The organism is Bradyrhizobium betae (genome assembly GCF_050632175.1).
GTDB lineage: Bacteria > Pseudomonadota > Alphaproteobacteria > Rhizobiales > Xanthobacteraceae > Bradyrhizobium > Bradyrhizobium betae_B.
Genome location: NZ_CP192576.1, coordinates 2462614 through 2476029 on the forward strand (window position 1 = coordinate 2462614; position 13416 = coordinate 2476029).

Genomic DNA, 13416 nt, shown 5'->3' on the forward strand with positions numbered 1-13416 from the left:
CTTAGCATTGCTCCTTAGCATTCCTTGGGATCGACGAGCCCGTTGCTGCGTCCGACGATCTCGTAGTTCCCGGCCTTGGCGACCGCGGTGTACATCTTCATTTTGCAGTGGCGCTTGCCCGGGACCATCTCGGCCGGTCCACCCGGGCCTTCCGCGATCTTGGCATGGTCGAGCGCAGCGGCAACCGAGTCGCGATCGACCTTGCCGGCTTCCTTGACGGCGGCTTCCCACAGCTTCAGGCCGCGATAGGTGCCGGTCGCGGCGCTGCCGGCGGCGAACAGGAAGTTGCCCGGAAAGTCCTTCTCGTAGGCCGCCTGAATCTTGGCGTCGAACGGGTTCTCCTTGGTCAGCACCTTGAAATAATCGAGGCAGCTTGCGAGGCCTTCGATCTCCGCGGCCTGATTGATGTTGAGGGTGTTCTCGTCATAGTAGACGCAGGCAAGGCGGCCGCCGTTCTTGAGGAAGCCCGCTTCATAAAGCTGCTTGAAGAACGGACCGACGCCCGGCGGAATGACGGTGTTGAAGACGACGTCGACCTTGTTGGAGATGATGCGGTTGACGGTCGAGGAGAAGTCGACCTGGTCGAGCGGATAGTATTCCTCGAACACGACCTCGCCGCCGTTCGCCTCGATCACCTTGCGGGCGTAGACGTTGAGCGTATGCGGCCAGACATAGTTGGCGCTCGGCAGCGCGAACTTCTTGCCGCCGTTCTTGATCAGCCAGGGAATGAATTCGTCGCACTGCTGCGCCGGCGTCGGTCCGGTGCAGAACAGATAGGGCGTGCACTCCTTGCCTTCGTAGAGCTGCGGATAGATGTAGAGCGTCTTGCCACGCGAAACGATCGGATCCTTGATGGCGTTGCGCATCGAGGAGGTGATGCCGCCCAGCACCATGTCGACCTTGTCGCGCTGGATCAGCTTGCGCACGTTGCCGACCGCGACGGATTCGTTCGACGCGGTGTCCTCGATGTAGAGCTCGAGCGGGCGGCCGAGCAGGCCGCCGGCATCGTTCATCTGCTTGACCAGCATCTTCGCGACATTGGCGTCGGCCGTGCCGGCATAGGCGATCGGGCCGGTGAGGTCGGTGGCGATGCCGACCTTGATCGGGCCTGCCGCCGCGTTGGCCCAGGGCGCCGGAATCACCCAGCTGCCGACGCCGGTCGCGACCGCGCCGGTCGCAAAGGCGAAATTGGAAAGGAAACGACGGCGCGTGAGATTGGTACGATCAGCAAACATACTTAAACCCCTTTTCCAGCGATGAGGCCCTGTGGCCGGAATTTGATGAAGACAATGGCGAGAACGAAGACGAGAACGTCGGCGACGACGGGCGCCATCACCCACGGCAGCGCGGCGCTGAGCGTGCCGATGACGCCGGCACCCGCGACCGGTCCGATGAAAGAGCCGACGCCGCCGACCATGACCGCGACGAAGCCCTGGATCAGGAAGCGCAGGCCGAGATCGGCGTAGAGGCTGAACACCGGCACGATCAGCGCGCCGGCAAGACCGGCGAGCGCCGAACCGAACGCGAAGGTGGCGCCGTACATCAGGGGCGTGGAGATGCCCGAGGCGCGCGCCAGCGACGGATTCTCCAGCGTGGCGCGCATGCGCAGGCCGAAGCTCGTACGCGACAGCAGGAGGTAGCAGCCGGCCATCACCAGCAGCGTGATGACGATGATGGTGAAGCGCCAGGCCGAGATGTGCATGGCGCCGATATCGATGGAGCCACCGATCGGCTCCGGCACGGTGAGATAGAAGCCACCGATCAGCCCGCGCACGGCCTCGCGGATGATGAGCCCGAGCGCATAGGTGCCCAGCATCGCCACGATCGGCGCGGCGTAGAAGCGGCGGATGATCAGCGCCTCCAGCGCGAAGCCGAGCGCGCCGACCACGAAGGGCGCCGCGACCATGCCGGTCCAGATCGGCAGGCCCTTGGCGTAGGCGAGATAGGTGATGTAGGCCCCGAGCAGGACGAATTCGCCCTGCGCGAAGTTGAAGATTCCCATCATGCTGGCGATGATCCCAAGCCCGAGCACGATCAGGACGATGATCGCGCCGAAGCTCAGGATCTCGAACGCCGCGACGAACGCGTTAGCCATATGATGGTGTTCCGTCCGTCTGCATTGATTCTTCGCTCACATCTTCTTCCAGTCGCCGACCTGTTCGAAGGCATGCGCGGCGCGGTAGATGGTGGATTCCTCGAACATGCGGCCGACCAGCATCATCCCAACGGGCAGGCCATCGACCATGCCGCAGGGCAGCGACATCGCGGGATGATGGGTGATGTCGAACGGCGCGGTGTTGGAGATCATCTCGAGCGCCCGGGCGACGTAGTCCTCGCGACTGGCTGTCGGCTCCGGCAGCTTGGTCGCCTTCATCGGCGTGGTCGGCAGCAGCAGCAGATCGTATTCGCCGAAGGCCTTGTCATAGGCTGCGGTCAGGCGGCGCGAGATGTTGAGCGCCTTGCCATAGTAGCGGGGACCGAAGGTATTGTTGATGTAGGTGCCGAGCAGCAGGAACAGCTTCGTCGTCTCCGACAGCGAATCCGCCTGCCGCCGCCAGCCGCGATGGAAATCCATCAGCGACGTGGAATAGAGGTCGGACCGGGAGAGGCCATAGCCGTCGCCATACATCATGGTCTGGGTCATGCCCTCGGTGCCGATCGGCGTCCAGATCGCAGGTCCCACGAGATGCATCGGGATCGACACGGTCTCGACGGTGGCGCCGAGATCCCTAAAGCGCTTGGCCGCCTCGCGCACGCTTTCATTGACGGCGGACTCGGCGGTCGCCTGCTCGAAGCCCTCCTTGAGGATGCCGATCTTCATGCCCTTGACGCCCTGGCCGAGCGCCTTGGTGTACTCCTCGACCTTGGGCGCCTTGATGCGGGGGTCGTAGCCGTCATCGCCGGCCAGCACTTCGAGCAGCAGCGCGTTGTCGGCAACATTGGCGGTCATCGGGCCGGTGTGATCGACGAAGACCTCGATCGGCATGATGCCGGTGTAGGGGACGAGGCCCCAGGTCGGCTTCATGCCGTAGGTGCCGCAGAACGACGACGGCATCCGGATCGAGCCGCCCTGGTCGCCGCCGATCGCCATGTCGACCTCGCCGAGCGCGACGACGACGCCGCTGCCGGAGGACGAACCGCCGGCCGAATAGCCCATCTTGTGCGGATTATGCACCGCGCCGACCGCGTTGGTGTGGCTGCCCCCGGACATGCAGAAGGATTCGCAGTGGGTCTTGCCGGCAATCTCGGCGCCGGCATCGAGCATGCGGGTGACGATGGTGGCGTCGAAATCGGGGACGTAGCCCTCCAGCGTGGCCGAGCCGTTCATCATGGGCACGCCTGCGAGCATGATGTTGTCTTTCAGCGCGACGGTCTTGCCCTTGAGCTTGCCGCTCGCCGCGCCCTTCACCGTCGACTTGCGATACCAGGCGTTGCGCGGGTTCTCCTCCGGCGAGGGCCGATAGCCCGGCGTACGCGGGTATTTGACCTCCGGCACTTCGTCCGGCATCGCCCCGACGAGATTGTAGGCGTCGATCGAGCCCTGCATCAGGCCGCGAAACGAGGTGACGTCTTCATCGGACAGCGCGAGGCCGCACTGCTCGGCGACGGTGCGCAATTGGGCTGGCGTGGGAAGGGCAACGGTCACGGCGCTCTCCTTGAGGCTTCTTGATCCCTGGCTTTGGACGAGCCTCCCGGTCGCGCTTGCACAGCGCGGGCCAATCGGCTTCGCGTCGATATTACAGACGGAAATATTTTCCTTTTCAAGTATTATTTCGCAAATCGGCCGCCACGGATGCGCGGCCGCCTCTCAGAGCGTCTTGACGAGCTTGAAGTCGAGACCGTCGGCTTCAGCCAGGTACATCGGCATCTCGGCGCGGCCGTCGCGCAGGGTCACGGGGCCACGGGCGGCCGTGTAGACGGTGTTGCGCGCCGCCTTCAGCAGCGGACGCAACCCCAGCGAACCGGCGCGATTGGCGACCGACTCCAGGAAGCGCAACCCTTCGTAATTGGACTCGCCGACCGAGCCGACCGGCGGGGCATGCGGACCGAACATGGAATAATAGGCGCCGAGGAACTCGTCATTGGCGCGCGAGGCCATGCCGTTGAAATAACCGGAGGCGCAGAACAGGTTCGCGGTGTTGTCCGCGCCGATGCCGAGCAGCACGGTCTCGTCCATCGCGCCCGCGAGCCGCAACGTCGACGTGGCGAGACCCGCCTCCGCGAAGGCGCGATTGAAGGTGATGCTGTCGGTGCCGATCAGCGAGATCAGCACCACGTCCGGCTTGGCGGCACGGATGCGCGACAGATGCGCCTCGTGATTGTCTTCGCCGACGGGGACGAACTCCTCGCCGACGACCTGACCGCCGGCTTCCTTGATGTAGCGCTTGACCGAACGATGCGACTGCCAGGGCCAGACGTAGTCACTGCCGATCAGATACCAGCGCGCCGCCTTCTTGACGTCGGCGAGCCAGTGGATCGCGGGGCGGCTCTGCCAGCGCGGCGTCTCGCCGATCGCCATCACGCCCGGCGTGCGCTCGCCACCTTCATAGACCGGCGTGTAGATGTAGGGGATGCGGTTGCCCGTGACCTTGCGCAGCGCGACGCGGACGGCGCTGATATGCGAGCCCATGATGAGATCGACCTCATCGAAGGCGATGGCCTGCTCGGCGCGTCGCACGACCTCGTCGATCGGCCCGCCGGAATCGTAGATCGACAGCTCCAGCTCGCGGCCGAGGATGCCACCGCGCTTGTTGATCTCGGCGACCGCCAGCATCGCGCTGTTGGTGGAGGTCGGGCCCCAGATTCCGGGGAGCCGGTAAAGGTGAGGAAATTGCCGATGCGGAGCTTGTTGCGCGCGCCGCGGCGCTTCATGAAATGCGCATCGATTGGCGACAGGTCGAAATCCGCTGCCGACGACGACAGATTCCTGAACAGCATGGACGGCGGCAACGCCGGACCGCCTCGAGCCGGGAAGTTTACCGTCGCGCGCACGCCAACTCCTGTCCGGTACCAGACCTGAAAGCACAATGAGCAGGCGGCCGCGGCTTCCGCCCTTTTGTTAGGCAATGATCCTATTTTGAAAATATTGAATATTCAAGAATTGAAGTGCATATAGATGCAGCATTGATTGCAAGACATTCACTCATTCGGGTCAAGACGAAGTCTTAGCCGTGGCAAAATCGAACTCTCCGATCACCGAACACCTCGCCTACCTGCTTGCGCAAGCCAACCGGGAGATCAACCGACAGCTCGAACTGAGGTTGAGCAAGGAGGGCGTTCCCGTCGAGCAGTGGCGCATCCTCAAGGTGCTGTCGGATGGCAACGGCCATTCGATGGGCGAACTGGCCGACGCGGTGCTGCTCAATCATCCGACGCTGACCAAGATGATAGACCGCATGGTCTCCGACACGCTGGTCTATCGCGTGCAGGATCCGAACGACCGCCGCAAGGTGCTGATGTTCATCTCCGACCGCGGCAAGGTTCTGAGCAAGAAGCTCAATTTACTCGCCGCGGACCAGGAGGAGCACATCCTGGAGAGCTACGGCGACAAGTCGACGAGTGAGCTGAAGCGGTTGCTGGAGAGCTTGATCGACAGCTCGAATTGAGCGATTGCCGCCCAGCAGACGGCGACCAGGCTGCTCGCCGCGTTCATGCCCCGGAACAAAATTCCGAACTGCGGGTTGATTTCTGCTCGTTCATCTAGCCCTGTTCGAGTCCGATTTGAGCAACGGCCGGTTCGCAAATGTCATCCACAGTGCTGATTGTTGAAGACGAGATCTTCGTCGCGACCGATATCGCGCGGATCATCGAAGATGCGGGCTATCGCGTCGCCGCGATTGCGGCGGATCGCGAAGAAGCTCTCGAGGCGGGGCCAAAGGCGCAAATCGCCCTGGTGGACGTCAATCTGCGCGACGGTCCGACCGGACCGCAAATCGCACTGGATCTCTCGCAGAGGTACGGGATCAAGATCTTTTACGTCACGGCGAATCCCACGCAGATCTCGCCCAAGGCGGACACGGCAATCGGCTTCATCCGAAAGCCGTTCAGCGACGACGCGATCTTGACCGCCATTCACCACGCGTCCGGCAGCAAGGATGATTTCAGTTCTCCGGAAGTCACGCTGTTCCGGACGATGGTCGGTTGATCGAATTCTTTGGAATAGCGGCCACGACCTCCAGACCACCCGGATTCCAGGAGTTGGAAATCCTTCCCCCAGCTGATTTGAAATGCTGAGTTCGATCAACTTCGAACCAAATCCTTCCACGTTGGGGACACGCTCTATCTTCGGACCGCCGCTCTCCCTCCATTCGATGATGACGTGATCGGGCGATTCGCCGATCTCGATGACGACGCATCCGTCATGGGCCGATAGCGCGCCGTACTTTGCGGAGTTGGTCGCGAGCTCGTGAAAGATCAGGGCGAGCGGCGTGGCAGAGCGGTCGTCGATGCGGAAATCATCACCCGAGATGCGCACGCGGCGCGTCCCAGATTGATAGGCCGACAGGAGCTTTTCCAGCAGACCCTGGAGCGTCGCCTGGGTTGCGCTCGGCTGGGACCTAGCGCTGTGAGGTCGCACGAAATCGTGGGCCTTTCCGAGCGACATGATACGCGCACGAAGCTCGTTCGCCAGCTCCTTGAGCTGGGGATGCGCGCGTGTCGTCAGGCCGATCAGCCCATTGATGACCGAGAAGATGTTCTTGATTCGATGGCTCAGCTCCTGACTGACCATCTCCCGCTGCTCCATCAGCAATTTCTGCTCATGGATGTCGGTGCAGGTTCCGAACCAGCGGGTGATGTGACCCTCGGCATCGCGGATGGGCAGCGCCCGTCCCAGGGTCCACCGGTATTTGCCCTCGGCATTCCTCAAACGGTATTCGATCTCGTAAGGCTCGCCGGTCCTCAGTGAATGCCGCCACCGCTCCCAGGCCTCGTCCTGATCATCGGGATGGAACATGCCGTTCCAACCCTCTCCGTCGGTGGAGCCCTCGGGAACGCCCGTGAATTCGTACCACCTCGCATTGTAGTAATCGTGGTGCCCATCGGGCAGCGTCGACCACACCATCTGCGGCATCGTGTCGGCGAGGATGCGAAACTTCTGCTCGGTCTCCGACAGCGCCTGCTTTGCAACGGCCTCGTTGGTCTGCTGGATCTTCGTCGTCTTTCGAGATCCCAGGGCGGCCATGACCTGGGAGGCCATGGCGCGGAGACCCTGCTCCTGCAGCGGCGTCAGGCCCGCCCTGGGAACACGATCGATGACGCACAGCGAGCCGAGGGGAAATCCTTCGTCGGTCACGAGCGGAGCGCCGGCATAAAACCTGATGAACGGCTCTCCCGTCACCAGAGGATTGTCCGCGAACCGCGGATCCTGGGTCGCATCCGACACGATCATGAGATCGGACCCCAGCATGGCATGCGCGCAGAACGACGTTTCACGGGGCGTTTCGCTGACGTCGAGGCCCTGTTTCGCCAGGAAACGCTGCGTCGTGTCGCCTACGATGCTCACCAGGCATATCGGCACTTGACAGAGAGCAGCCGTAAACGACGTGAGTTCGTCGAACCCTCCGTCATCCGAAAAATCCGCAAGGTCATGTGCGTCGAGGATCGCAGACCGTGATGGCGGCAGATTGTCCCACGCTGTCATGAAGCAGTCTTGAGCCCGGCGAACCCGGATCCATCATCCAGCGCGATCATGCCTATCGCCCGACTTGTGGCGCCATCACCCACGTTGAGCCGTCCCTACCTGCATTTCTGAACTCGGCTCCCGACCGGGGCCATCGCATCTTCTTGCGAGCAGCGATCCAGGACCGCCGCGCAAACTTACGACGTCGACAACACAGTGAGATGCGTACGGTTCCGCGTCAGACCACGGAGCTGGGTCATCGTCCGGGCGATCAGAGCTGTTCGCGCTGTCGCCTGGACCCGTCGATTTGCACGCGATGCTTACGCGTACCGCCCGTGGCAGTGCTTGTACTTCTTGCCACTGCCGCATGGGCAGTCCTCGTTGCGGCCGATCTTGCCCCAGCTGGCGGGGTTGTTCGGATCGCGCAGCGCCGCGTCGGTAGCCTGCGGCGCGAGCGAGACGTTGGCGATGGCCATTTCGTCTTCGCCGGTGTTCGGATCGAACTTGTGCGCTTCCATCGGCGGCAACACCGGTGCTTCCTGCTCGGGCGGGACGATCTCGACGCGCATCAGTTGCGCCGTGACGGCCTCGCGCAGATGCGCGCTCATCTCCTGGAAGAGATTGAAGGCCTCGGTCTTGTACTCCTGCAAGGGGTCGCGCTGGCCGTAGCCGCGCAGGCCGATGACCTGACGCAGATGGTCGAGCATGACCAGATGCTCGCGCCAGAGATGGTCCAGCGTCTGGAGCAGAATGGTCTTCTCGACGTAACGCATCACGTCGGGACCCCATTGCGCGACCTTGGCCGCCATGTGCTCGTCCGCCTTGGTCTCGATGCGGGTCAGCAGCTCCTCGTCGGCGATGCCCTCTTCCTTGGCCCATTCGTCCACGGGCAGGTCGAGGCCGAGCACGCGCGTCAGCTCGTCCTTGAGACCGGCGACGTCCCACTGCTCGGCATAGGCATGCTCGGGCACGTGCTTGGCGACGAGGTCATCGATGAAGGCATGGCGCATGTCGGTGACCGTTTCGACGACGCTCTCGTCCTTCATCAGGTCGACGCGCTGATCGAAGATCACCTTGCGCTGGTCGTTCTGGACGTTGTCGAACTTGAGCAGGTTCTTGCGGATGTCGAAGTTGCGCGCCTCGACCTTCTGCTGCGCCTTCTCCAGCGCCTTGTTGATCCAGGGATGGATGATCGCCTCGCCTTCCTTCAGGCCGAGACGCTGCAGCATGCTGTCGAGACGGTCCGAGCCGAAGATGCGCATCAGATCGTCTTCCAGCGACAGGAAGAACTTCGAGCGGCCGGGATCGCCCTGACGGCCGGAACGGCCACGGAGCTGGTTGTCGATGCGGCGGGATTCGTGGCGCTCGGAGCCCATGATGTAGAGGCCGCCGGGCTTCTTCACGGTCTTGGCGGGCTTGCTGCCCTTCGCCGGCTCGATCTCGACCTCTTCCTCGGCCTTCAGCACGATCTCACGGAAATGCTCGATGTCGGCCTTGATCTGCTCGATCTTCCTGGCCTTCTCGGCCTCGTCAGTGATGCCGGCAGTCTCCTGCTGGATGCGCATCTCGAGCCGAGCCGCCGAGCTTGATGTCGGTACCGCGGCCCGCCATGTTGGTCGCGATCGTGATCGCACCGGGAACGCCGGCTTCGGCGACGATGTAGGCTTCCTGCTCGTGGAATCGCGCGTTCAGCACTGCAAACAGCTTCGCCGGCTTGTTGGCGCGCGCCGCGGCGTACAGTTTCTGCATCGAATTTTCGCTGCCGAAATCGATCTGCCGGTAGCCGTGCTTCTTGAGGTACTCGGCAATCACCTCCGACTTTTCGATCGAGGCGGTGCCGACCAGCACCGGCTGCAGCCGCGCATTGGCGCGCTCGATCTCAGCCAGGATCGCAGCGTATTTCTCGTTCTGGGTGCGATAGACCTCGTCGTCCTCGTCGAGGCGGCCCACCGGCACGTTGGTCGGGATCTCCACGACCTCGAGCTTGTAGATGTCGAACAGTTCGTCGGCTTCGGTCAGCGCCGTGCCGGTCATGCCGGCGAGCTTTTCGTACATCCGGAAATAGTTCTGGAAGGTGATCGAAGCCAGCGTCTGGTTTTCCGGCTGGACCTGGACATGCTCCTTGGCTTCCAGCGCCTGGTGCAGGCCTTCGGAATAGCGCCGGCCGGCCATCATGCGGCCGGTGAACTCGTCGATGATCACGACCTCGTCGTCGCGGACGATGTAGTCCTTGTCGCGGGTAAACAGCGTGTGGGCGCGCAGCGCCTGGTTGATGTGGTGCACGACGGAGACGTTCTCGACGTCGTAGAGCGACTCGCCCTTGAGCTGGCCGGCATCGCGCAGCAGGCCCTCGATCTTCTCCATGCCGGCTTCGGTGAGCGTCACCGTGCGCTGCTTCTCGTCGACGTCGTAGTCGGTCTTGTCGAGCTTGGGCAGGAACGAGTCGATGGTGTTGTAGAAGTCCGAGCGATCGTCGAGCGGGCCGGAGATGATCAGCGGCGTACGGGCTTCGTCGATCAGGATGGAGTCGACTTCGTCGACGATGGCATAGAAGTGCGGCCGCTGGACCATGTCTTCGAGCCGGTACTTCATGTTGTCGCGCAGATAGTCGAAGCCGTATTCGTTGTTGGTGCCGTAGGTGATGTCGCAGGCATAGGCCGCCTTGCGCTCGGCATCGTCGAGGCCATGAACGATGACGCCGGTGGTCAGACCGAGGAAGCCGTAGATCTGACCCATCCAGCCGGAGTCGCGGCGGGCGAGGTAGTCGTTGACGGTGACGACGTGGATGCCCTTGCCGGCGAGCGCGTTGAGATAGACCGCGAGCGTTGCGACCAGCGTCTTGCCTTCGCCGGTCTTCATCTCGGCGATGTCGCCCTCGTGCAGCACCATGCCGCCGATCAGCTGAACGTCGAAATGGCGCTGGCCGAGCGTGCGCTTGGCGGCCTCGCGCACGGTGGCGAAGGCGGGCACCAGCAGGTCGTCGAGCGTCTTGCCCTCGGCGAGCTGCTGCTTGAACTCGGCGGTGCGGGCCTTGAGCGCCTCGTCGGAGAGTTTCGAGACCTCCGGCTCCAGCGCGTTGATCGCGTTGACGCGGGACTGATATCCCTTCACCCGCCGGTCGTTGGCGGAGCCGAAAACTTGCGGGCGAGCGCGCCGATCATGCCTTGTTCCTGTGTTCGCGATTCAACCGCATTGCAGCCAAGAAGTTGTCACCCGCCTGCCTATCAACTCACCGTGACGCCTGCTGGCGCCAGAGCCCGGACTGCGGGGGTCATCCGCCATATGGGTGGGAATTGGGCAAGCCTGGGTTCAACGGCCAAAAACGCAGCAAAATAAACGCTATCGCCATGGTCGCGACCGGGCAGAGATATGGCCCGGTCAGGGCCTTGTCAACGGCAGCCGCATTGCGGCTAATTCATCATTTTGACAGACTTTTCGCGTTGCCAAGCCCCCTGAATTGGGCGAGTGTCCGCCCGCTTCGAGCAGCCCCCTGCTTCAACAAAAGGATTTTCCATGACCACCTCGTTCCCGGTAACCAAAGCCGGCCTGCGCTTCGGCCTCGCCACCGCCCTCGTGGGCTGCCTTGCGCTGGCGCTGATCGCGGGTCCCGGCCGGGCTGCCGACGATCCGGTGCTGGCGAAGGTCAATGGCGCGGAAATCAAGAAGAGCGACGTCGCCATGGCCGAAGAGGAACTCGGGCCGAGCCTCGCCCAGATGGACCCGGCGACCAAGGACGAGAACGTGCTGTCGTTCCTGATCGACATGAAGATCGTCTCCAAGGCTGCCGAGGACAAGAAGGTCGCCGACAGCGAGGAGTTCAAGAAGCGCCTGGCATTCGCCCGCAACCGCCTGCTGATGGACAATTTGCTGGCCCAGGAAGGCAAGGCCGCCACCACCCCCGACGCCATGAAGAAGGTCTACGAGGAGGCTTCCAAGCAGATCACCGGCGAGCAGGAAGTGCGCGCGCGCCACATCCTGGTCGAGACCGAGGACGAGGCCAAGGCGGTGAAGGCGGAGCTCGACAAGGGCGCCGATTTCGCCGAGCTCGCCAAGAAGAAGTCCAAGGATCCGGGTTCGGCCGATGGCGGCGACCTCGGCTTCTTCACCAAGGAGCAGATGGTGCCGGAATTCTCGGCCGTGGCCTTCGCGATGGAGCCGGGCAAGATCTCCGATCCCGTGAAGTCGCAGTTCGGCTGGCACATCATCAAGGTCGAGGAAAAGCGCAATCGCAAGGCGCCGGACTTCGAGCAGGTCAAGCCCCAGATCGAGCAGTACGTCACCCGCAAGGCCCAGGCCGACTACGTCGCCAAGCTGCGCGCGGAAGCCAAGGTCGAGCGGATGGACAAGCCGGCGGCGGACGCCAAGCCTGATGCCAAACCGGCCGACCCGGCCAAGCCTTCGGATGCAAAGCCATCCGACAGCAAGATGGCGCCGCCGGCGAAGAAGTAAGAATTCGCTGTCACTTCGCGGACGCCAATAGTATTTAACGTCGCAATGGCCGGGCAAAAGCCCGGCCATCTGCATATTCAGACCCCATCAAGGCGCGCCCAACGATGTCCTCAGCCGTCTCTCCCCTCGCCCCCAAATCTGTTCCCGACATGCCCACCATCGCGGGCGTTCGTCTCGCGACGGCAGAGGCCGGCATCCGTTACAAGAACCGCACCGACGTGCTGCTGGCGGTGATGGACAAGGGCACCGCGGTCGCCGGCGTCTTCACCAAGTCGAAATGCCCGTCCGCGCCGGTGGAATGGTGCCGCGCCAAGTTGAAGGGCGGCAAGGCGCGCGCCCTCGTCGTCAATTCCGGCAATGCCAATGCCTTCACCGGCAAGACCGGCCGCGCCTCCACCGCGCTGACCGCGAAGATTGCGGCCAAGGCCGTCGGCTGCAACGAAAGCGAAATCTTCCTGGCGTCGACCGGCGTGATCGGCGAGCCGCTGGATGCAACCAAGTTCGACGGCGTGCTGGGCCGTCTGGCCGAGACCGCCGAGGCCGGCGATTATCTTGCCGCGGCCAAGGCGATCATGACCACCGACACCTTCCCGAAGGTCGCGACCGCCACCGTCAAGCTCGGCAAAGCCAAGGTCACCATCAACGGCATGGCCAAGGGTGCCGGCATGATCGCCCCCGACATGGCGACGATGCTGTCCTTTATCTTCACCGATGCGCCGATCGCGCCCGCAGCGCTTCAAGCCCTGCTCAAGGCCGGGGTCGAGGACACCTTCAACGCGGTGACGATCGACGGCGACACCTCGACCTCGGACACGCTGCTGGCCTTCGCGACGGGCGCTGCCGCCGAACATGGTGCACCGAAGATCAGCCGCGCCAGCGATCCCCGGCTGAAGGCATTCGTCAAAGCCTTCAACCAGGTGCTCGCCAATCTTTCCGAGCAGGTCGCCCGCGACGGCGAAGGCGCGCGCAAGCTGGTCGACATCACCGTCGAAGGCGCCAAGACCAAGGCCTCCGCGCGCAAGATCGCGATGTCGATCGCCAACTCGCCGCTAGTGAAGACCGCGATCGCCGGCGAAGACGCCAATTGGGGCCGCGTGGTAATGGCGGTCGGCAAGGCCGGTGAGCCGGCCGATCGCGACAAGCTGTCGATCTCCTTCAACGGCATCCGTGTCGCCAAGAGCGGCGCGCGCGACCCGTCCTATGACGAGGCGCAGGTGTCGGAAGCGATGAAGGCGCCGGAGATCGCGATCAAGGTCTCGCTCGGCCTCGGCAAGGGCCGCGACCGCGTGCTGACCTGCGACCTCACCAAGGAATATATTGCGATCAACGGGGATTACAGGTCGTAA

General features: G+C 63.2%; 7 protein-coding genes and 3 pseudogenes. 4 read left to right on the plus strand and 6 right to left on the minus strand.

Features of this window, described 5'->3' with window-relative positions:
• Positions 1 to 14: 14 nt before the first annotated feature.
• From ACQ86E_RS11965 to ACQ86E_RS11980, 4 genes and pseudogenes are all read right to left on the minus strand, one after another.
• On the minus strand, positions 15 to 1235 hold the full coding sequence (locus tag ACQ86E_RS11965) for a substrate-binding protein (protein WP_431205557.1): 1221 nt from the start codon (positions 1233 to 1235) through the stop codon (positions 15 to 17).
• 2 nt (positions 1236 to 1237) lie between these two features.
• Positions 1238 to 2095, minus strand: a complete 858-nt coding sequence (locus tag ACQ86E_RS11970; RefSeq protein WP_431205558.1) for a branched-chain amino acid ABC transporter permease — start codon at positions 2093 to 2095, stop codon at positions 1238 to 1240.
• A gap of 36 nt (positions 2096 to 2131) precedes the next feature.
• Complete coding sequence (locus ACQ86E_RS11975) at positions 2132 to 3646, minus strand: amidase (protein ID WP_431205559.1); 1515 nt, start codon at positions 3644 to 3646, stop codon at positions 2132 to 2134.
• Positions 3647 to 3808: 162 nt separating this feature from the next.
• Positions 3809 to 4992: pseudogene (locus ACQ86E_RS11980) on the minus strand (substrate-binding domain-containing protein).
• Between the two features lie 179 nt (positions 4993 to 5171).
• On the opposite strand from ACQ86E_RS11980, the gene ACQ86E_RS11985 reads away from it, so the two are divergent.
• Together ACQ86E_RS11985 and ACQ86E_RS11990 are read left to right on the plus strand one after the other, a co-directional pair.
• The gene (locus ACQ86E_RS11985; protein ID WP_431205560.1) at positions 5172 to 5606 is read left to right on the plus strand and encodes a MarR family winged helix-turn-helix transcriptional regulator; all 435 of its coding nucleotides are present in this window, start codon (positions 5172 to 5174) and stop codon (positions 5604 to 5606) included.
• A 137-nt stretch (positions 5607 to 5743) separates the two neighbouring features.
• Positions 5744 to 6145, plus strand: a complete 402-nt coding sequence (locus ACQ86E_RS11990; RefSeq protein ID WP_431206452.1) for a response regulator — start codon at positions 5744 to 5746, stop codon at positions 6143 to 6145.
• 321 nt (positions 6146 to 6466) lie between these two features.
• Here the strand turns inward: ACQ86E_RS11990 and ACQ86E_RS11995 are convergent.
• Together ACQ86E_RS11995 and secA are read right to left on the minus strand one after the other, a co-directional pair.
• Positions 6467 to 7642, minus strand: a pseudogene (locus tag ACQ86E_RS11995) (PAS domain-containing protein); the annotation flags it as partial.
• Positions 7643 to 7941: 299 nt separating this feature from the next.
• Positions 7942 to 10782, minus strand: a pseudogene (secA, locus tag ACQ86E_RS12000) (preprotein translocase subunit SecA).
• A gap of 352 nt (positions 10783 to 11134) precedes the next feature.
• Here secA and ACQ86E_RS12005 point away from each other — a divergent pair.
• On the plus strand, positions 11135 to 12070 hold the full coding sequence (locus ACQ86E_RS12005; protein WP_431205561.1) for a peptidylprolyl isomerase: 936 nt from the start codon (positions 11135 to 11137) through the stop codon (positions 12068 to 12070).
• A gap of 104 nt (positions 12071 to 12174) precedes the next feature.
• On the plus strand, positions 12175 to 13416 hold the full coding sequence (gene argJ / locus ACQ86E_RS12010) for a bifunctional glutamate N-acetyltransferase/amino-acid acetyltransferase ArgJ (RefSeq protein ID WP_431205562.1): 1242 nt from the start codon (positions 12175 to 12177) through the stop codon (positions 13414 to 13416).